Source organism: Mesorhizobium sp. P160927 (assembly GCF_057766385.1).
Window position 1 is genome coordinate 426824 of the sequence record NZ_JBYMDW010000001.1, and the last position, 20584, is coordinate 447407.

Annotated in this window: 20 protein-coding genes; 4 read left to right on the plus strand and 16 right to left on the minus strand. The window is 64.6% G+C overall.

Going from position 1 to position 20584, the window contains the following annotated elements:
• The first annotated feature begins 166 nt into the window (after positions 1–166).
• Positions 167–610, plus strand: a complete 444-nt coding sequence (locus AC3CB8_RS02175; protein ID WP_023784245.1) for a phospholipase A2 family protein — start codon at positions 167–169, stop codon at positions 608–610.
• The gene (locus tag AC3CB8_RS02180; RefSeq protein WP_352564026.1) at positions 607–2751 is read left to right on the plus strand and encodes a phospholipase D-like domain-containing protein; all 2145 of its coding nucleotides are present in this window, start codon (positions 607–609) and stop codon (positions 2749–2751) included. The genes AC3CB8_RS02175 and AC3CB8_RS02180 overlap by 4 nt, the downstream gene beginning before the upstream one ends.
• 48 nt (positions 2752–2799) lie before the next feature.
• Here the strand turns inward: AC3CB8_RS02180 and AC3CB8_RS02185 are convergent, their stop codons facing one another.
• From AC3CB8_RS02185 to rsfS, 8 genes are all read right to left on the minus strand, one after another.
• Positions 2800–4056, minus strand: coding sequence for a D-amino acid dehydrogenase (locus tag AC3CB8_RS02185; protein WP_488377368.1), 1257 nt, complete (start codon positions 4054–4056; stop codon positions 2800–2802).
• Positions 4057–4147: 91 nt separating this feature from the next.
• Positions 4148–5293, minus strand: a complete 1146-nt coding sequence (alr, locus tag AC3CB8_RS02190; protein WP_352564025.1) for an alanine racemase — start codon at positions 5291–5293, stop codon at positions 4148–4150.
• Positions 5294–5365: 72 nt separating this feature from the next.
• Positions 5366–5887: an RNA pyrophosphohydrolase gene (locus AC3CB8_RS02195; protein ID WP_352564024.1), complete on the minus strand. Its 522-nt coding sequence runs from the start codon at positions 5885–5887 to the stop codon at positions 5366–5368.
• Between the two features lie 37 nt (positions 5888–5924).
• Positions 5925–7106: a divergent polysaccharide deacetylase family protein gene (locus AC3CB8_RS02200; RefSeq protein ID WP_352564023.1), complete on the minus strand. Its 1182-nt coding sequence runs from the start codon at positions 7104–7106 to the stop codon at positions 5925–5927.
• A 184-nt stretch (positions 7107–7290) separates the two neighbouring features.
• On the minus strand, positions 7291–8622 hold the full coding sequence (locus tag AC3CB8_RS02205) for a S41 family peptidase (protein WP_015315201.1): 1332 nt from the start codon (positions 8620–8622) through the stop codon (positions 7291–7293).
• 1 nt (position 8623) lies between these two features.
• Positions 8624–9973, minus strand: a complete 1350-nt coding sequence (locus AC3CB8_RS02210; protein ID WP_023794834.1) for a murein hydrolase activator EnvC family protein — start codon at positions 9971–9973, stop codon at positions 8624–8626.
• A 156-nt stretch (positions 9974–10129) separates the two neighbouring features.
• Positions 10130–10612, minus strand: a complete 483-nt coding sequence (gene rlmH / locus AC3CB8_RS02215; RefSeq protein ID WP_023784239.1) for a 23S rRNA (pseudouridine(1915)-N(3))-methyltransferase RlmH — start codon at positions 10610–10612, stop codon at positions 10130–10132.
• Positions 10613–10694: 82 nt separating this feature from the next.
• Complete coding sequence (rsfS, locus tag AC3CB8_RS02220; RefSeq protein ID WP_015315198.1) at positions 10695–11072, minus strand: ribosome silencing factor; 378 nt, start codon at positions 11070–11072, stop codon at positions 10695–10697.
• A gap of 242 nt (positions 11073–11314) precedes the next feature.
• Here rsfS and AC3CB8_RS02225 point away from each other — a divergent pair, with 242 nt between their 5' ends.
• Positions 11315–12160 carry a mechanosensitive ion channel family protein gene (locus AC3CB8_RS02225; RefSeq protein WP_352564021.1) on the plus strand — a complete coding sequence of 282 codons (846 nt, stop codon included), beginning with the start codon at positions 11315–11317 and terminating at the stop codon, positions 12158–12160.
• On the opposite strand, the gene AC3CB8_RS02230 is transcribed toward AC3CB8_RS02225, so the two are convergent.
• From AC3CB8_RS02230 to obgE, 5 genes are all read right to left on the minus strand, one after another.
• Positions 12161–13459, minus strand: coding sequence for an MFS transporter (locus AC3CB8_RS02230; RefSeq protein ID WP_352564020.1), 1299 nt, complete (start codon positions 13457–13459; stop codon positions 12161–12163). It abuts the gene before it with no gap.
• 71 nt (positions 13460–13530) lie between these two features.
• Positions 13531–14118, minus strand: coding sequence for a nicotinate-nucleotide adenylyltransferase (locus tag AC3CB8_RS02235; RefSeq protein WP_435053040.1), 588 nt, complete (start codon positions 14116–14118; stop codon positions 13531–13533).
• Between the two features lie 72 nt (positions 14119–14190).
• A complete protein-coding gene (locus AC3CB8_RS02240; protein ID WP_352564018.1) occupies positions 14191–15477 on the minus strand; it encodes a glutamate-5-semialdehyde dehydrogenase in 1287 nt (428 codons plus the stop codon).
• Positions 15478–15480: 3 nt separating this feature from the next.
• Entirely contained in the window at positions 15481–16617 is a 1137-nt protein-coding gene (proB, locus tag AC3CB8_RS02245; RefSeq protein ID WP_023771741.1) for a glutamate 5-kinase, read from the minus strand.
• 4 nt (positions 16618–16621) lie between these two features.
• Positions 16622–17653 (minus strand): GTPase ObgE, encoded by a 1032-nt coding sequence (gene obgE / locus AC3CB8_RS02250; RefSeq protein ID WP_023771742.1) that lies wholly within the window; start codon positions 17651–17653, stop codon positions 16622–16624.
• A 132-nt stretch (positions 17654–17785) separates the two neighbouring features.
• Between obgE and AC3CB8_RS02255 the strand changes: the two genes are divergently transcribed.
• On the plus strand, positions 17786–18655 hold the full coding sequence (locus tag AC3CB8_RS02255) for an endonuclease/exonuclease/phosphatase family protein (RefSeq protein WP_352548867.1): 870 nt from the start codon (positions 17786–17788) through the stop codon (positions 18653–18655).
• Positions 18656–18754: 99 nt separating this feature from the next.
• Here AC3CB8_RS02255 and AC3CB8_RS02260 read toward each other — a convergent pair whose 3' ends face one another.
• The 3 genes from AC3CB8_RS02260 to AC3CB8_RS02270 all read right to left on the minus strand — a co-directional run bounded on the left by AC3CB8_RS02260 (position 18755) and on the right by AC3CB8_RS02270 (position 20503).
• Positions 18755–19342, minus strand: coding sequence for a GNAT family N-acetyltransferase (locus tag AC3CB8_RS02260; RefSeq protein WP_352564017.1), 588 nt, complete (start codon positions 19340–19342; stop codon positions 18755–18757).
• A gap of 119 nt (positions 19343–19461) precedes the next feature.
• Complete coding sequence (gene rpmA / locus AC3CB8_RS02265; protein WP_015315190.1) at positions 19462–19731, minus strand: 50S ribosomal protein L27; 270 nt, start codon at positions 19729–19731, stop codon at positions 19462–19464.
• Between the two features lie 100 nt (positions 19732–19831).
• Complete coding sequence (locus AC3CB8_RS02270) at positions 19832–20503, minus strand: 50S ribosomal protein L21 (RefSeq protein ID WP_352564016.1); 672 nt, start codon at positions 20501–20503, stop codon at positions 19832–19834.
• Positions 20504–20584: the final 81 nt, after the last annotated feature.

Sequence of the window (20584 nt, forward strand, 5' to 3'; positions counted from 1 at the left end):
TTCGCGCCCTTCAGGCAGGGTGCCGACATCACAATAACGCGGGCCTGGATCACGCACGCCGCCTTTTCCTTGCCACAAAACCGACCAGTGTGGCATCAGGCGTGCGGTCGCCGGCCATGGGACAGGTCGTGGTGGGGCATCTTTCAGAAAGCTGGCGCGGATAGACATGCGAGCCGTTCTTGCCATCCTGCCGCTGCTGTTCGTTTCCGCATGCGCCAACCCGTGGACAAAAGTCCCGGAAGCCGAATTGCCGAAACCGATCCGCTTCGCCATGGCGCGTCCCTCGCCTTTCGTCATCGGCAATTATTGCGGTCCCGGCACCCGCACCGGCGATCTGTCGGCCCGACCTGTCGATCGCCTCGACGCCGTTTGCCGAACTCATGACGCCTGCTACATCGCCCGCCGCAACCATTGCGACTGCGACGGCGCCCTTGTCGCCTCCGCGAGGGCGATCCGCGATGACATGACGGCGCCGCGCAAGATGCGCAGCGAGGCGGAACTGCTGATCGCCACCTTCGCCATCCCTGTCTGCAAGGTTTTCCCGCAAGGTTTCATGCCGCCCCGCGACCCGGCGCAGTTGAGCGTCATGAAGACCGAGGCGGCGGGGTGAACATCAGCACGGCCATCCTCGCCCTGTTCGGGTTGGCCGCCCTTGCCGGCTGCGGTGCGGGCCGCAATGCCTGCGAGCTCCCGGCTGGGCAGGAGGCTTGCGCGCGGCCCTCGCTGTCGGCTGGCACGCCCGGGTCGCGGATCGCGGCTGAGCAGTTCTTCGGCAATGACGGCGGCAGCGACTATGAAAGACGGTTCCTGGCACTGCTCGCCCGCAACCAGCTCGGCGCCATGGACCGTGCCAACGGCACCGGCCCCTTCGGGCGCAACCGCCTCGATGTCCAGAACCGCGATTTCCAGGCGACCTATTCGACGCTCCAGCACCTGGCCGGACCGGTCGCCAACGCTCATCTGCCGCCGGCCGGTGGAGGCAGCGGCGACGGTTATTTCGAGGGCCGCTGGCGGGTGTCGCGGCAGACGCTCTATATCGATGCGGCGGCGCGGCCCTCGGCCCCAAGGATTTTCGATTTCTCCGGCTTGCAGACACACAGCACCGAGATCGTCGTGCGCCAGGCGGGCAAACAGCCGGCCGACATCGAAGGCAGTTGCGACGGCGCATTGGCGCTCCGCGCTGGCGCGGCCACACGCACCATCGCCGCCGGCGCGGCATTCGGCTTTCACCTCTCCGGCGAGGACGACTCGGTCAGCCTGTTCCCGGGCGACGGCCTGAACCGGTGCACGGCGAGGATCCGCTCCAGCCTTGCGCCCGCCAGTACACCGCTCACCATCCGGCGCGAAGAAACCGCGGATCCGGCGCTTGCCAGCTTGGACAGCCGCTACCAGCGCTGCCCAGTCCCCGGCGATGCCGGCCTCGATGCGCTCGAGCGCGCCTTCTATGCCAGCCGCTGGCTGTCGCAGACCTGCGCCATGCCGATCGGCGAGCCCAGGCTGCTGCGCAAGTCGCGCGACGGCTTCAACGCCAAGGTCGAGGCGTTAATGGGCGCCCCGCTGTCAGATGCGGCAATAGACAGAGGCGATCCGGAACTGCCGCTCGATTTCTCGAAGGCGCCGAGGCTGAAGCTGATCTATCTGTCCTCGCTGGAATTCAAGGCCGACTTTTCCGGCCGCGTCATCGAACGGCTGATCCGCCATCATGCAGCGCTTGGCACCAAGGTGCGCATCACGGTCACCGACGTGCTGGAGCGCGACAAGGACGACGCCATGCTGCACCGGCTGGCCGCCGAATTCCCCAATGTGGAGCTGCAGGAATATCGCTGGCGGGCGGACCACGGCGCGCCGATCGACGAGCAGATTTCACAACTGCACAAGGTGCATCATGTCAAGATGCTGGCGACGCTGGCGCAGGACCCCGCGCGCTCGCGCGTCATCATCGGCGGCCGCAACATCCATGACGGTTTCCTGTTCCACCAGCCGATCGATCTGACGCGCTATCCGGATCTCGAGCAATACGGCAAGACCGACGGGTTTTCGCTGAACTACTATTCGAACTGGAGCGACTTCGACATCGAGTTCGCCGACCGGGCGACGGTCGAGACGCTCGCCGCGCAGCTGTCGACGATATGGCTGCGCGACGCAGACACCAACCTGGCGCGCCCCTTCTCCATCCCGGTCCGCGGAGATGGCCCTCGGGGCAATGCCCGGCATTTCATCTCGGTGCCCTATGAGGATGACCATGCGCTGGAGGCCTATTTCGTCGAGCTGGTCGATGCCGCCCGGCACCATATCCAGATCGTCAACCCCTACCTCAATCCGACGCCGAGCCTCGCCAAGGCTTTTGACCGGGCACTCGCCCGCGGCGTCAGGATCGACATTGTCGGCCGCATCGACCTCAAGGGCGATATCGGCGGCAAGTTCCTCACCGCGCTCAACAAGCTGTTCGTCGAGAAATATGGCGACCGTATCAATATCCGCGAGTTCAAGGCGCCTGACGTGGTCCTGCATTCCAAGATCATGATGATCGATGAAAGGCTGGTCGCCATATCCTCGGTCAACCTCAACAACCGCAGCTTCTTCCACGATTCGGAGAACGGCATGATGGTGCTCGACCCCGCCTTCTACGCCAGGATGAAGCCGGTCTATGACGACTACCTCGCCCACTCGAACCCGGTCGCCACCAATGTGACGATCCCGTGGGCGTACCGGCTGCTGTTCGACGAGGCGTGGGTCAGCCAGGCGTTCTGATATCGCCCCGGTTCCGGGGCAACGATACAAGCACGAAAGGCGCGGCTGCTATTTCAGGTAACGCTCCTGCGCCAAGGCACGCACGTCGATGTCAGGCACCCGGTTCGAGATGATGTCGGAAAGCACCTTGGCCGAGCCGCAGGCCATGGTCCAGCCGAGCGTTCCGTGGCCGGTGTTGAGATAGAGGTTGGACAGCTCCGTGCGGCCGATCAGCGGCGGTCCGTCCGGCGTCATCGGCCGCAGCCCGCACCAGAACGTTGCCTCCCGCATCGCGCCGGCGCCCGGAAAAAGGTCGCCGACCGAGTGTTCGAGCGTGCGCCGGCGCAATTCATGCAGCCTGAGGTCGAATCCGGAAATCTCGGCCGTGCCGCCGACGCGGATGCGATCGCCGAGCCGGGTGATCGCGACCTTGTAGGTTTCGTCCATCACGGTCGACACGGGTGCGGCGGCGGCGTCCTTGATCGGCACCGTGATCGAGTAGCCCTTGACCGGATAGACCGGGATCGGTCGCTTCATCCGGCGCATGAAGTCCGCCGAATAGCTGCCCAGCGCCATCACATAGGCGTCGGCGGTCAGCCAGCCCTTGCTGGTGCTCATACTGTTGACGCGGTTGCGGCTGCGGATGACGCGCCATATCGTCGTGTCGTATTCGAACTTGACGCCGCGCGCCACGCAGAGCTCGGCCAGCCTGTCGGTGAACATCTTGCAGTCGCCGGTCTCGTCATGCGGCAGCCTCAGGCCTCCGACGAATTTCTCGCGCACCCCGGCCAGCGCCGGTTCCGCCGCGATGCAGCCGTCGGGATCAAGGACCTCATAGGGCACGCCATATTTCTTCAGCACCTCGACATCGCCTGATGTGCCGTCGAGCTGCTTTTGCGTGCGAAACAGTTGCAGCGTGCCCTGCGTCCGCTCGTCATAGGCGATGCCGGTCGCCTCGCGCAGCGCCTTAAGCGTGTCACGGCTGTATTCGGCCAGCGGCACCATGCGCGATTTGTTGATCGCGTAGCGCTCGGCGGTGCAGTTGCGCAGCATCTTGACCAGCCAGGTCCACATGTGCGGGTCGAACGCCGGCCGCACCACCAGCGGGCCATGCTTCATCAAGAGCCACTTGATCGCCTTGAGCGGAATGCCCGGGCCGGCCCAGGGCGAGGCATAGCCGGGCGAAATCTCACCGGCATTGGCGAAGCTGGTTTCCAGCCCCGGCCCTTTCTGGCGGTCGATCACAGTCACCTCATGGCCGGCCTCGGCAAGATAATAGGCCGTGGTCACCCCAATGACGCCACCGCCCAGCACCATGATCTTCATCGCATCACGCTCCACGCCGCCACGGACACCGGGCATGCCATCCACTGTCTGCCGGATTTTGCCGCACCCGCCAAGGGGTTAGTCCCAAGGGTTACCCGCCGATATAGCGCCGGTGAAACCGCGTTCCGAGGCTGGCCAGGATTTCGTAGCCGATCGTGCCGGCATGGCCGGCGGCGTCGTCGACGCTTTGCGAAGGGCCGAGTAGTTCGACGAGATCCCCTTCGCGAAGCTTGCCGGGCGGCAGGGCCGAGATGTCGAGAATGATCGAATCCATCGACACGCGTCCGAGGAAGGGCAGGCGCGTGCCCTCGAACCAGGCGGCCGACGCGGACCGGCGCAGCCAGCCATCCGCGTAGCCGAACGAGATCGTCGCCAGGCTGAGCGGCCCTTCCGCATGGTAGGTGTGGCCATAGCCGATGCCGGCGCCCTTTTCGACGCCGCGCGTCTGCGCCACCTTGGCCTGCAGCCGCACCACGGGCAGCATCGGGTTGGGTTCGGCAGGCGTCGGATTGATGCCGTAGAGCGCGGCGCCAGGGCGAGCGAGATCATAATAATAGGATGGTCCCAGAAAGATGCCGGAGGAATTGGCGAGCGAGGCGGGTGCCCCGGGCAGCATGGCCCGCAACCGCTCGAAGGCCCGCCGCTGCTGTTCGTTGGCGGGATGGTGCGGCTCGTCGGCGCAAGCCAAGTGGCTCATCAGATATCTGACGCCGATGCCATCGAACGCGGCGGTGTCGCCGGCCATCGCCTCGACGTCGGGCGGCGCCATGCCAAGTCGCGACATGCCGCTGTCGACCTGGATCGCGGCCGGAAGTCTTTGGCCAACGCGGTGTCCCGCCGCGCGCCAGGCTCTCAACTGTGCGCCACTGTTGATGACCGCGCGGAGACCAGACGCGACCGCTTCCCCCTCGGAGCCTGGCGGCAGACCGTTCAGCACATAGATCTCGGGTCCCGTCCCGATCGCCTTGCGGAGCGCAATTCCTTCGGCCAGCAGAGCGACGAAGAAGATGTCGCAGCCTTCTTTCATCAGCGCCCATGCCACTTGGCCCGCACCTAGACCATAGCCGTCGGCCTTGACCACGCCGGCACAGCGTACGCCACCCAGCCTTGCATTCAGCCGCCGGTAGTTTTCGCGGATCGCACCGAGATCGATGGTCAGGATCGCCCCGGCTGCCGCTTCGCTGATTGGCCCACCGGTGGCGGTTTTCGAAGCATCCCCGTTGACGGCGTCGTTCATGGCGAGCCTCGTTGCATCGACGACCAATACGACCACCGCACCGGCGCGGCAACCTCGGCCAGGGCCGCGCGGCTATCGCGCCAGATGTCTGAACGCCGCCACCACATCTTCATAGACCTTGCGCTTGAACGGCACGATCAGGTCGGGCAGGTCTTGCATCGGCCGCCATAACCATTTGTCGAATTCGGCTGTGTGGCCGCCCGGCGGCGGATTGATCTGGATCTCGCTGGCATCGCCATGGAAGCGGAAGGCGTACCATTTCTGCGTCTGGCCGCGATACCGCCCCTTGAAGGCGATACCGACCAGGTGGTCCGGCAGGTCATAGTTGATCCAGTCCGGCGCTTCCGCCAACAGCGAGACGCTGCGCATGCCGGTCTCCTCATAGAGCTCGCGCTCGGCGGCCTGCAACGGCTCCTCGCCCTTGTCGATGCCACCTTGCGGCATCTGCCAGAGCTGCGTTGTGCCGGCGAACTCGCTGTCGGGTTCGGCAATGCGATGCCCGACCCAGACCAGCCCTTCGCCATTGAGGATCATCAGCCCGACACAGGGTCGGTAGGGCAGCGTTTCGCGGTCGACTTTTTTCGTCTGCGGCATCACTCAGTCTCTCCAGTCGCCTTTCCGAAGGCCTTGGCTAACCCTTTTGCGGATCGACGGCCACCGCTGAAATCGGCACGATCTCAATGCCGCGCTTCTTGGCCTCGGCCACCCATGACGACACCGTGTCGACCGTCAGGTCGAAAGCCGAGCCGATGCCGACGGCCGTGCCTTTGGCACGCGCGGTCGCTTCGAGACTGTCGAGCTTCTTCAGGATGGCGCCGCGATCCTGCACCGCGTCGATCGCCGTGTCGCCGGCGACGAAAGGCACACCATTCCTCAGCGCCATGTCCGGAGCCAGGCTGCGCGCCGACGAGCCGTCGTCGATATAGGCGAGGCCCCTTTTGCCAAGTTCGGCCATGAACGGCTCCATGGCCGCGGAGTCGGCGGAAAACCGCGCGCCCATATAGTTCATGACACCGGTATAGTTCGTCGTCCGCGACAGCGCCCAGTGCAGGTTTTTCAGGTTTTCTTCCGCGCTCGCCGCCACCGTCAGCGTGTTGCGGCCGGGGTTGACCTTGGGATAGTCGAACGGCTCAAGCGGCACCTGCATGACGACCTCGTGGCCGCTCTGCCTTGCGGCCTGCATCCAACGGCCGATGCTATTACCCTGTGGCGCGAAGGCCAGCGTCACTTCCGCCGGCAGCTTGGCGATCGCCGCCTGGGTGCCGGTCTGTGAAACCGCGAGCCCGCCGATGATGATCGCCACACGTGCGCCACGCGTGCCGGACCATGGCCGCGCATAGACGTCGAAGGGTCGCCTTCCGTCGGCGGAGCGCATCGGCAAGGGCCCGGTTTCACTGGTTTCTATCATCGCCCTGTCGGGAATATGCGCGATCTTGAGGTTCTGGCCGACGGTCGATGGATCGCGAATGACAATTGCCGCCTTTGGCGAGCCATCGCCTTCTTCGGTCTGCACATGAATGATTTGCGGACCGCCCGTCTTGGCCGGCATCTCCACTTTTGGCGTCGCCGCCGGGGCCAATGCGGGAGGCGACGCGGCGGGCTCGGCCGCCGCGGTCACTTTCGGCGTCGAGACGGCGACTTCCTGCGGCTTTCGAAAGGGCTTTTCCCTGAACGCGATCGCGGCCGAGACGCCGACCACGGCAAGCACGATCGCGCTCATCGCGATCACACCGACGCTGATCTTGCCGGCGGCGCGAGGCGCCTGGACGGCCTGTCCAAGCGGGCGTTCGATGTCCTTGCCGATATCAGCCAAGCCCTGTCCCCGATGCACGGTTCCGAAGGCGACCTCCTTCCGCAACACATGCACGAATTCATCAATCCTGGCGCCCCTTGGCGCCGTATCTGGAGGCTTGGTCCTGCCCCCCGAATCAAACTGCCGGAACCTTTCGGTCCCGGCAGCATCGCATTGCTTCGTTCAACCGGCCAGACCGGTTGCCTTACTGGTTGAGCACGGCCTTTTCCGGATTGGGCGGGAAGGCCGGATCGGTCTTCTGGCCGCGCAGCAACTGCTCGGCATAGATGAGCTGCAGGTCGTCCTTCGGATCCGGCGGCACATAGGCTGCGGAACCCGAGCCGGTCTTGCTCTCGTCGGCGCCCTTGATATGGCCCTTGAGATCGGATTCGCCGCGCGTCAGATCCCTGCCCTGCAGTTCGGGCGGCAGCGGCTGGTCGACCTTGATGTCGGGCGTGATGCCCTTGCCCTGGATCGATTTGCCCGACGGCGTGTAATAGAGCGCCGTCGTCAGCCTGAGCGCGCCATTCTCGCCGAGCGGGATGATGGTCTGCACCGAGCCCTTGCCGAAGGACTGCGTGCCGACCACCGTGACGCGGCGCAGGTCCTGCAGCGCGCCGGCGACGATTTCCGAAGCGCTGGCCGAGCCGCCATTGACGAGCACGATCATCGGCTTGCCGTTGATGTCGTCGGTCTGCTTCGGCTTGGCGTCGAAGCGGGTGACGTCCTTTGGATCGCGTCCGCGCGTCGAGACGATCTCGCCGCGCTTGAGGAAGGCATCCGACACGCTCACCGCCTGGTCGAGCAGGCCGCCCGGATTGAGGCGCAGGTCGAGCACATAGCCCTTCAGCTTGTCGTCCGGCACCTGCTTCTTGATGGTCTCGATGGCGTTCTCGAGGTCGTCATAGGTCTTTTCGGTAAAGGAGGTGATCTTCATGTAGCCGATATCGTTCTCGACCCGGAACTTGACCGCCTTGACCTTGATGATGTCGCGCACCACCGTCAGCTCGATCGGCTTGTCGGCGCCCTGGCGCAGGATGGTCAGCTTGATCGGCGTGTTGACTAGGCCGCGCATCTTGTCGACCGCGTCGTTGAGCGTCAGGCCGCGAACCTCCTCGCCGTCTATCTTGGCGATATAGTCGCCGGCCAGCACACCAGCCTTGGCGGCCGGCGTGTCGTCGATCGGCGTGATCACCTTGACCAGGTCATTCTCCATGGTGACCTCGATGCCGAGGCCGCCGAACTCGCCCTTGGTCTGCACGCGCATGTCCTGCGCCTGTTCGGCGTTCATGTAGGAGGAGTGCGGGTCGAGCGAGGAAAGCATGCCGTTAATGGCGTTCTCGACCAGCGACTTGTCGTCGGGCGGGGTCACATACTGCGCCCGCACCCGCTCGAAGATGTCGCCGAAGATCGCCAGTTGCTTGTAGGTCTCCGACCCCGCAGCGTTCGCCGCCGAGCCGGGTGCGCCATAGACAAGGCTCATGGCGGACGCGCCCATCAGCGCACCGGCAAACAGAAGCGACAGTTTCCGCATCATTTCACGTCCTTCCAGAAAAACGGTCCGCCCACCATGGGGCCGGATCGACGGGTTTTCCATCCTTGCGGAACTCGACATAGAGCTCCGGCGTGGCATTTCCATTCTTCGAAACCGAGGTGCTTGCCACCCGGGCTTCTCCCATCGCGCCGACCGGCTCTCCTGCAAGCACCGACTGGCCAGTCGCGACGCTGATTCTGCTCATCCCAGCCAAGACGACATGATAACCGTCGCCGGCATTGAGGATCAAGAGTTGACCGTAGGAGCGAAACGGCCCCGCATAAAGCACATTCCCATCCGCCGGCGCGGTGACGATGGCTCCCGATTGTGTCGCAACCATGTCCCCAAGCATCAAGGCGCCGTTACCGTCGTCGGCGCCAAACCTGCGTTTGATGCGACCGGTGACCGGCAGGGCGACCTGTCCTTGCAGCGCCGAGAAAGGCGCCGCGGCGGTCAACCTGTTGCCTTCGGGAACCGGCAGCGATGCCGTCTGGTCGCCGCCGGGCTCGGTGCCGCCGGCCTGGCCAGCGGCGGCTGTCTTCGCGGCGTCCGCGGCCCTGCGGTTCTTGTCCGCCTGCGCTTCGAGCGAGGCGATCAGATCCTTCAGGCTACTGGCTTTGGCCGCCAATTGCTCGGAACGCTGCTGTTCGGCCGCCATCTGCGCCTTCGTGTCGGTCTCGAGCTTCTGCTTGGCTTCGAGCAGCATGCCGAGCCGCTTCTTTTCCGCCGTCTGATCGCCGACCGCCGCCGTCAGCCGCGCCCGTTCGGCCTCGATCGAAGCCGTCACCCGGGTCTGCTCCTTGAGATCGGCCAGCAGGCTGTCGGTCTGCTGGCGCAGCTCCGGCACCACGGCGCCTAGCAGGATGGCGCTGCGCACCGACGACAGCGCGTCTTCCGGCTTGACCAGGATCGCCGGCGGCGGGTTGAGCCCCATGCGCTGCAGCGCACCCAGCACTTCGGCCAGCACGTCGCGTCGCGCCGCCAGTGAAGCGCGAATCTTCTGCTGCTGGCCCTTCAGCCCTTCCAGCTTGGCGCCGATGTCCTCGATGTCCTGGCCGAGCTTCTGCTCGGTCATCGCCGACTGGATGAGTGCCGCCGTGATCGAGGCGTGGTCCTTCTTGACCGTTGCGATATCGGCGGCGAGCTTGGCCAGCCGTTCGGACGACAGCGTTATTTCCTTCGAAACCTGCTCGTATTCGGCACGGCTCTGGTCCGGATCGGGCGCCATATCGAGCGTATTTTCGGCCCGCACCGCATGCAGCGACAGAAGCGCCGCCGCGGCGGCGATACCGCAGCGCACGCGCCAGGAGCCCCCCGTCGATGAGCCCGTCGTCGATTTCCAGCCTTCAGACATTCGCGATCGATTCTATCCGCGCCTTCGTTAACGAATCATCAACCATGTTAGCGCCTTCGCCCAAAGGGTTCGCAATAACGCAATGCAACGGAAAAACAGGCCCACGTCGAATCTTGCGCGGCATTTGGGGCCAAATTCGGTGCGATCCGGTGGCTTTCAGGATCGGTGATAGGGATGACCCGACAGGATCGTCGCTACCCTGTAGAGTTGTTCACCCAGCATCACCCGCACCAGCTGATGCGGCCAGGTGAGCGCCCCGAACGACATCACCAGCTCGGCCTGGCCGCGCAGCGACGGATCGTGGCCGTCGGCGCCACCAATGGCGAGGACCAGCGCCTTGCGTCCGCCGTCGCGCAACTGTCCGAGACGGCCGGCGAAATCCTGTGAAGACAGGCTCTTGCCTCGCTCATCGAGCAGGATGAGGGCCGTGCCTGGCTGCAGCTGTGCCTGCAGCCGCGAACCTTCGTCGCGCTGGCGCTCGGTGGCGCTCTGCGCGCGGCCCTCGGCGATCTCGGTGATCCCGGCGAATTCGAGCCCCACGCCGGGGCCGCTCTTGGCGAAGCGCTCGAAATAGCGGTCGGCCAACTCCCGCTCGGGGCCGGCTTTCATTCGGCCCACGGCATGAACTGAAATCTTCATCCTCGCCTCTATAGCCGCTAATGCATGTCACCCGACAGAGGGAACCGGTTTACGGCAACGACATGCATCGAACACAATCGGCTTAGTGGAGGGTCTCTTCCTCGAGATCCGGCGCCTGCCACATCTTTTCGAGATTGTAGAATTCGCGGACTTCGGGACGGAAGACATGGACGATGATATCGCCAGAATCGATCAGGACCCAGTCGGCGCCTGACAGTCCCTCGACGCGCGCGGTGCCGAGACCGGCATCCTTGAGCGCCTTGAGGAGATGATCGGCGACAGCCGCGACATGACGGTGCGATCGGCCCGACGCAACGACCATGTAGTCGCCGAGGCTCGATTTCCCCTGAATGTCGATTGAGACAATGTTTTCGGCCTTGGAGTCTTCCAGACTGGCAAGGACTGTCTTGATGGCACGGGACACGGCGTCGTCTACGCTGATCCTGGCCGGCGAAGGCACGATGTCGGCCTTCTTCCGCAGTGCTGTTCTCAGTGTATTTCCTTTCGCAGCAAGAACAACCAAATCACCCCTTAAAGCAGGTGACACCACTTAGATAGGCAGAGTTCCGTTGCAGTTTCAAGACGGAGCCCCGATCGACGCGAACTCGCCGACTGGAATGTTGTTCCACGCGAGACGCAAAAACATCGGAACCCAGCCCTTCCGCAGCGATTACCGGCTGACCGACCAACCGGAATCCCGCCATGCCGATCGACCCGCAAAACACCTTTCTCACCGTCCAGACCGGCCTCGCGCAGCTGAGTACGCTGATCGTCTCCTATTCCTTTTCCGCCCTCGGCGCCGTCATCCTCCTGGTGGTCGGCTACAGCGTTGCCAACCTTGCCGAGCGCTCGATCTCGGCTGGCCTCGGCCATATCCATGGTTTCGACGCGACTCTGCGGCATTTCTTTTCGAAGATCGCGCGCTACGCCATTCTGATCCTCGTCGTCATCATGGTGCTAGGCCAGTTCGGCGTGCAGACGGCATCGATCATCGCCGCGATCGGCGCCATCGGCCTCGCCATCGGTCTGGCCCTGCAAGGCACGCTGCAGAACATCGCCGCCGGCATCATGCTGCTTGCTCTGCGGCCATTCCGCATTGGCGAATCCGTTGAGGTCGGTTCCATTGCCGGTTCGGTCGAGGAAATCGGCCTATTCGCCACCAAGCTCAGAACCGCCGACGGCATCTACATATTGGCGCCCAATTCGACGCTGTGGAATCAGCCGGTGCGCAATTTCACCCGCAACGGCGTGCGCCGCACTGACATCACACTCAGCATCGGCTCCTGGAACGACATGGACGGCGCCCAGAAGACATTGCTTGCCATTGCCGGTGCCGAGAAGCGCATCCGCCGCGAACCGGCGCCGATCGCCTTCGTGGCCGGGCTCGGCGATACGACCGTTTCGCTCACCTTGCGCTACTGGACCGCGGCGGCGGACCATTTCGCCACCGACATGACGAAACGCGCCAAGCAGGCCTTCGACAGCGAGGGCATCTCGATCCCGCAGCCGCCTCCGGAGGCACCGCCACCCGAGGCCCGCAAGCAGTAATCAGTCGCCCCTGTGGCGGACCGCTTCGTCCGGCGCGAAGGCGAGTTCGACCGGCAAGGGCGCATGCGCCGACATCGGCGCGAAACTGCCCGTGGCGGCCGCCGGAACGCGGCCAGCCGCGATCACCCGCCACAGCACGAAAAGGCAGAATACCGAGGCGATGACGATGCCGACATAGATGAAGGTTGCCGTGCCGAAGACGGCGGAAAGCGCCGTGACGATGCCTGGCACGATGAAGCCGGCGAGCGACCAGGCAAACAGCATCGAGCTCGACAGCGCCAGCAGTTCATCCTTCCTGGCGCGGTCGGCGGCATGTGCGCTGGAGAGCGCATAGATCGATTCCGCCGCCCCGTCCCAGATCAGGTAGATCACCACCAGAGCCATCAGAGCACCGCCGTCGAAGGCGATGGCGAGCACGCTGGCGACGACCGCCAGCGCCGCGGCGCCGGCAAGCACGTAGCGCCGATCAGTACGGTCGGAGAGCCAGCCGAGCGGTATCTGCAGGATCAGCGTGCCGACCGGCATTGCCGACAGCAGCAGCGCGACATCGGCTTGGCTGTAGCCCTTGGCCGTGGCGTGGATGGGCGCGAAGCCGGAAATGATCATCGACAGGCCGCCGACCGCCAGCATGCCGGCGACGCCGACCGGCGAAATCCGCCAGGCTTGGCGCAACGCCACCGAAGCAGCCTGCGGCGCCGGCGGCTGGGCAAGGCGTGTCATGCCGACAGGCAGGATCGACAGAGCGGTAAAGGCGATGCCGATCAGCGACGCGGCGGCCGTGTGAATGTCAATCACGGCAAGCGTCGCATAACCAACGCCAAGACCGGCAATGTAGGCGACATAGAACACAGCCATCACCCGGCCCCGGACGGCGTTCGGCAGTGCATCGTTGAGCCAGCTCTGCGCGACGATGAACAGGCCGCATATCGCAAAGCCGTAAAGCGCGCGCGCCACGATCCACAGCAGCGGGTGCGGTCCGGCGCCGATGGCGGCATTGGACAGCGCGATCAGCGCCGACAACACCATGAAGGCACGTGCGTGGCCGACCCTGCGCACCAGCGGGCCGGTCAGGATACAGCCGGCGAGGCCGCCGGCCGACAGGCCGGTGACGATCAGCCCTGCCCAGACTGGATCGAATCCCTCGATGCCGAGCCGGACGGGGATATAGGCGAACATCAGCCCGTTGCCGATGGCAATCAGCGCCATCGACACGATGACACTGGCAATCGCGATCAGCGGCGCAGGCGTGTTGCCCTGGTCGGGGCCGATCGTGGGATGGGTTTGCTTCTGAATCGCCATGGCTGATCAGCATCGCCCATGGGTCAGGCGGACGCCGCTGTAAAAACGACATGGCCGGATGGACGAGACGCTCAACCCTTCGTCATTTGCCGAATGGCGCTCGACGACAGCGAGGAACGCGGCCCGTGAATGAAGGTCCAGGCCGGCGCCTTCATCCGCGCCAGCCTTGGCGCGTCGCCTTCGTCGATGCGGGCGTAATCGAAGGTCTTGGCGACAACCGACGACAGAAAGGACAGCGTGGCGCCCGGTCGGTCGATGACCGCGATCGGAAAGGTCATGACGATCTCGCGCCAGCGCTGCCAGCGATGGAAGTCCCGCAGGGAATCGGCGCCCATGATCCAGACGAAGTCGACGCCGGGATTGCGCGCCTTGACCAGCGCCAGCGTGTCGGCGGTGTAGCGCACATTGTGTGCCGCCTCGAAGGCTGTGACCTTGATCTTCGGGTTCTTGGCGATCTTCTCGGAAAACGCGATGCGCTCGCCCAGCGGCGCCAGCTCGCGTGTGCTCTTCAGCGGATTGCCTGGGGTCACCATCCACCAAAGCTGGTCCAGCCCCAGACGCCGCAAAGCGATTTCGGCGACCAATGCGTGGCCGGCATGAGGCGGGTTGAACGAACCGCCGAACAGGCCGACGGCAAGGCCCTTCTCGGCATGCGGCATTTTCAGATAAGCGGAGGATATTGCCGGTTCAGAAGACGCCAGCATCGCCTCAGGCTCTAGCAACGAAAGACGTCAAGGCCTCACCTGTCCCGACCCGCGCACGCGGTATTTGAACGAGGTCAATTGCTCGACGCCGACGGGCCCGCGCGCGTGCATCTTGCCGGTGGCGATGCCGATTTCGGCACCCATGCCGAACTCGCCGCCATCGGCGAACTGCGTCGAGGCATTGTGCAGCAGGATCGCCGAATCGATCTCGTTGAAGAAGCGTTCGACGGTGTTGGCATCCTCGGCGACGATCGCCTCGGTATGATGCGAGGAGAAGGTTTCGATATGCTCGATCGCGCCACCGATGCCGTCGACCAGCTTCACCGCGATGATGGCGTCGAGATATTCGGTCACCCAGTCGGCATCGGTCGCCGGCTTGGCGTCGAAAAACACCTTCAGTACCTCGGCATCGGCATGGATCTCGCAGCCGGCGGCGCGAAGCGCGTCGAGGATCGGCATCAGATGGGTGGCGGCGACCGCACGGTCGACCAGCAGCGTTTCGGCGGCACCGCAGACGCCGGTGCGCCGCATCTTGGCGTTGACGGCGACCCGCACCGCCATGTCGAGCTCGGCGGAGCGGTCGATATAGAGATGGCAGATGCCTTCGAGATGGGCGAAGACCGGCACCCTTGCCTCGCCCTGCACCCGCCCAACCAGGCTTTTGCCGCCGCGCGGGATGATCACGTCGAGCGTGCCGCCAAGGCCCTTGAGCATCTCGCCGACCGCGGCGCGATCGGTGGTCGGCACCAGCTGGATGGCATCCTCAGGCAGACCGGCCGCCTTCAGTCCTTCGACAAGGCACGCATGGATCGCCGAGGAGGAATTGAGCGAATCCGAGCCGCCGCGCAGGATCACCGGATTGCCAGCCTTGAGGCAGAGCGCGCCGGCATCCGCCGTCACGTTCGGCCGGCTTTCATAGATCACGCCGACGACACCGAGCGGCGTGCGCACGCGCTCTATGTGCAGACCGTTCGGCCGCTCCCACGCGGCGATGACATCACCGACTGGATCGGGCAGGGCAGCGATTTCGCGAATGCCGTCCGCCATCGCGCGGATGCGTGCCGGATCGAGCTTCAGCCGATCCATGAAGGAGCCGGAAAGTCCGGATTCGTGGCCATCCGAGACATCGATGGCGTTGGCGTCGAGAATGTCCCGCTCGCGGGAAATGATCGCGTCGGCCATAGCGACAAGCGCGGCGTTCTTGTCGGCGGCGGTGGCGATGGCCAGCGGTCGGGCGGCAGCGCGAGCGCGGCGGCCGATATCGGCCATCAGCGCCACGGTGTCGTCCCCGGATTTTTCATGCAGCTTCAGCATGGCTCATCCTCCGCCTGTGTCGTCGCCGGCGTGACTTACGACGAGATCGTCGCGGTGGATCATCGCCGAACGCGCCTCGTAACCGAGCACGGTCTCGATCTCGCCCGTCTTCAGGCCTGCGATCCTTACGGCATCGGTGGCATCGTAGGCAACCAGCCCGCGCGCGATCTCGCGGCCCTCGGGCGACAGGATCGCCACCGTGTCGCCGCGGGAGAAATTGCCGCTGACCAGCTTGACCCCGGCCGGCAGCAGCGACTTGCCCGAAATAAGCGCCCCGATGGCGCCGGCATCGACGGTCAGCCGCCCGGCCGGTTCGAGCTGGCCGGCAATCCAGGTCTTGTAGCCCTTCACCGGATTGGCGCTGGGCTTGAAGAATGTCGCGCGCTCGCCGCGCTCGATCGCCATCAGCGGCGACAGCCTTGTGCCGGAGGTGATGATCATCGCCGTGCCCGCCGCGGTGGCGATCTTGCCCGCATCGAGCTTGGTACGCATGCCGCCGCGCGACAGCTCGGACGCGGCGGCTCCGGCCATCGCTTCGATGTCTGATGTGATGCGCTCGACCACCGGAATGAACTTCGCACCGGGGTCCAATGCTGGCGGCGCGGTGTAGAGCCCGTCAATGTCGGAGAGCAGCACCAAAAGGTCCGCGCCCATCATGGTGGCGACACGGGCCGCCAGCCGGTCATTGTCGCCATAGCGGATTTCGGAGGTCGCCACCGTGTCGTTCTCGTTGATGACCGGCACCGCCTTCATCTTGAGCAACGTCGATATGGTGGCCCGCGCGTTGAGATAACGCCGGCGCTCCTCGGTATCGCCAAGCGTCAAAAGGATCTGGCCCGATTTCAAGGCACCCTTGCCGAGCGCGTCCGACCATGCGCCGGCGAGCGCGATCTGGCCGACGGCGGCGGCGGCCTGGCTCTCCTCGAGCTTCAGGGCGCGCTTGCCAAGGCCAAGGATGGTGCGGCCGAGCGCGATGGCGCCCGACGACACGACGAGGATTTCGGCTCCTCCCTGGGCAAGCACCGCGATGTCGTCGGCGAGCGAGGCCAGCCAGTCGCGCTTCAGGCCGCTCGCGCGGTCGACGAGCAACGCCGAGCCGATCTTGACGGTGATGCGCCGGTATTTCCTGAGCGGCTGCATGACCTTACTTTTCCCAGCGCGTCTCGACCACGGGTGTGGTCTGCGCGCGCGCCTCCGCGATGACAGCCATCAACGCCCGCTGCACCGCCTCGACGCCTTCGCCGGTGACCGCCGACAGCAGCATCGGCGCGCGGCCGGCGGCACGCTTCAGCGAGGCGACTTTCTTCTTGCGCGCGTCTGCGTCGAGCGTGTCCACCTGGCTCAGCGCCAGGATCTCGGCCTTATCGGTCAAGCCATGGCCGTAGGCGTCGAGCTCGGCCCGCACGGTCTTGTAGGCCTTGCCCGGATTCTCCTCCTGCGCCGAAACCAGGTGCAAAAGCACGCGCGTGCGCTCGACATGGCCGAGGAAGCGGTCGCCGATGCCGACGCCCTCATGCGCGCCTTCGATCAGACCTGGAATGTCGGCGATGACGAATTCGCGCGCATCGATGCGGGCGACACCGAGGCCCGGATGCAGGGTCGTGAACGGATAGTCCGCGATCTTCGGCTTGGCCGCGGTGACCGCGGCCAGGAATGTCGACTTGCCGGCATTCGGCAGCCCGACCAGCCCGGCATCGGCGATCAGCTTCAGCCTGAGCCAGATATTGAGTTCTTCGCCGGGAAGGCCGGGATTGGCGCGTCGCGGCGCCTGGTTGGTCGAGGTCTTGAAATGCTGGTTGCCGAAGCCGCCATTGCCGCCCTTGGCCAGGAGAAAGCGCTGGCCGACGACGGTGAGGTCGCAGATCAGCGTCTCATTGTCCTCTTCGAAGACCTGCGTTCCGGCCGGCACTTTCAGCGTGACATCGGCGCCCTTGGCGCCGGTCATGTTGCGGCCCATGCCGTGGACTCCGGTCTTGGCCTTGAAATGCTGCTGGTAGCGATAGTCGATCAGCGTGTTCAGCCCGTCGACCGCTTCCAGCCAGACATCGCCGCCGCGGCCGCCATCGCCGCCATCCGGCCCACCGAACTCGATGAACTTCTCGCGCCGGAACGACACCGAACCGGCGCCCCCGTCACCGGAGCGGACATAGACCTTGGCTTGATCGAGAAATTTCATGGGACTGCGGTTTCTTTTATTGGCCTTGCGGCATTGCTCTAAACCTTGGGCCTTGCTCTAAACCAAGGCGCGGCGAAGGGCGAGGCCGTTTTGTGACGATGGCCGCGCGGGGTTGGCCGGAGAGACGTCGGAATGAAGCTTGTAACCTACAACATCCAGTACGGCATCGGTCTCGATGGACGCTACGATGTCGGGCGCATCGCCGACGCGGTGCGCGGCGCCGACGTCATCGCGCTGCAGGAGGTCACCCGCAACAATCCCCGGAACGGCAGCCGCGACATGGTGGCCGAGATCGGCGAGGCGCTGCCCGATTATTTCGCCGTCTATGGCAGCAATTTCGAGGCCAATATCGGCTCGCGCATCGAGGACGGCCGCGCCATCACCACGACCTTCCAGCTCGGCAACATGGTCTTGTCGAAAACGCCCATTCATCTGTCGCGCAACCTGTTGTTGCCGCGCAGCCGCAGCTTCGAGATGATGAACTTCCAGCGCGGCGCGCTGGAAGCCCTGATCGAGACGCCGCTTGGGTTCATCCGCTTCTATTCCATCCATCTCGATCACCGCAGCCCGATCGAACGCGCCAGCCAGATCCAGTTCCTGCGCCGGCGTCTGTTGAACTACGCGCTCGAAGGCGGCGCGCTGTCCGGCGTTGCCGAGATCGGCCTGCCGGAACTGCCGCATCCGGAAGCCTTTGTCGGCATGGGCGATTTCAACATGCTGGCCGGCTCGCCCGAATATGTCGAACTTGCCGGCCGGCCAGACCATGAATTCGGCATGCCGCTGACCGCCGATTTCGCCGTCGATGCCGCCCTGCGCCTCGATGTCGCTGGCGACGATCTCGTCTCTTGGGTCGATCCCAAGGACCCCACCAACGCCAGCCGCCACAAGCGCATCGACTACGTCTTCACCAGCGCATCGCTTGCTCGGTCGCTGAAGCGCCTGTGGGTCGACAGGCAGTCAGTCGGTTCCGACCACCGGCCGGTCTGGGTCGAACTGGGCTAAGCCCAAGTCTGCTCCCCAGCTGATTTTGTCCTGTTCCGCCCCATGTGCCAAGAGTGCCGAGATTCAGGTCAGGCCGGCCTCACCTGAATATCGACGCACCTAGAAGTGGATCCAATTGCGCAGGCTCGTCCAGGTTTTCCTGTCGAGCCGATAACGCTCGACGGGCACCTGGCCGGCAACGATCGAATTCAGCATGCCCTGGCCGGCATATTGGAAACCGCATTTGTGGATGACGCGGCGTGAAGCCGGATTGATGACCCTCGTCGAGGCCTGCAGCACCTGGATCGACGTCTTCTGGAAGGCGAGGTCGACCAGTGCGTGCGCTGCCTCCGTCGCGTAGCCCCTCTTCCAGTGGGGCTCGCCGATCCAGTAGCCGAGCTCAAGGCCGCGATCGGTGGTGTTCAGCCCGGCGCAGCCGACGAAAGTGTCGGTGCCTGCCAGCGTCAGCGCATAGGCGATGCCGGCGCGCCGCGCCTTGGTCATGGCGAGGAAAGCACGTCCCTCGGCCTCCCCATAGGGGTGCGGCATGCGCGCCAGCATCTCGGCAACGTGGCGGTTGTCGGCAAGCTCGACCAGTTGCGCGATATCCCGCTCATCGGGAGCGCGCATCACCAGCCGCTCGGTGACCAGCACCGGGCAATCTATCGCGTAACTTTCGTCTTCTGAGTCTTCCGCTTCGGCAACCATTTGAAGTCCTCCAGGCACAAGAAAAAGGGGAGATGGAAACCCATCTCCCCTGATCCTTTTCCTGGTTTTGCCAGACACCGGTCCCGAGATGGGCGCCGGTGTTTCTAGTGCGGAACCGGCTACTCCGCGGCTTTGGTAATCGGGTTGACCGATACGTAGGTTCGGCCGTTGGCTTTTTTGTTGAACGTCACGGCGCCGGTTTCGAGCGCGAAAAGGGTGTGGTCCGTGCCCATGCCGACATTGACACCGGGATGCCAGGTGGTGCCGCGTTGACGAATGATGATGTTGCCCGGGATGACGGCTTCGCCGCCGAACTTTTTCACGCCCAGACGCTTGGAATGCGAGTCGCGACCGTTGCGCGACGAGCCGCCAGCTTTCTTGTGTGCCATCTAACTAACTCCGATGCGCCCATGGGCGCTTGAATGGTCTTATGAACGCGTTCGCGTTCCGTTTCAAGTCCGATCCGGCGACGTTTCGCGCCGGTTCGCCTTACTTCTTAGCCAGTTCCTTGGCCTGCTCGCGCCAGTCCTTGATCTGGTCGGTGCTGAACGGCATGTTCTCGTCGATCTTGGCAACGTCCTTCTCGGTCAGCTTGGCGAGCTGCGCGAAGGTGATGATGCCCTGCTCGGCGAGATCCTTGGCGGCGACCGGGCCGATGCCCTTGATCACGGTCAGGTCGTCCGGTTCCCCCTTCGGCGCCTTGAACAGCGGCGCGGCGACGGCCTCGGCCTTCGCGTCTTCCTTGGGGGCGGCGTCCTTCTTGGCTTTGGCTTCCTTCGGCGCCGCCTCGGGAGCGACCGCAGCCTTGGCTTCCGCCTTGACGGCCGCCTTCTTGGCGGGCTTGGCGCCACCCAGCAGGATCTCGGAGATCCGCACGGTGGTCAAAAGCTGGCGATGGCCGATCTTGCGGCGCGAATTCTGGCGGCGACGCTTCTTGAAAGCGATGACCGTGCGGTTCTTGCCCTGCTCCACGACTTCGGCGGTCACCACGGCGCCATCGACGAACGGCGCGCCGAACGTGACATTCTCGCCCTCGCCATGGGCGAGCACGTGGCCGATCTCGACGATGTCGCCGACATTGGCTTCGACTTTTTCGATCTTCAGGAGATCGTTGGCGGCAACGCGATACTGCTTACCGCCCGTTTTAATGACTGCGAACATTTTTTGCCTTTCGCTGTTCGGTCGGCCTTGATGAACCGCCTCTAGCGGTTCGGCCGTCTTTTTGTCAGTCTGCGGGTTCAA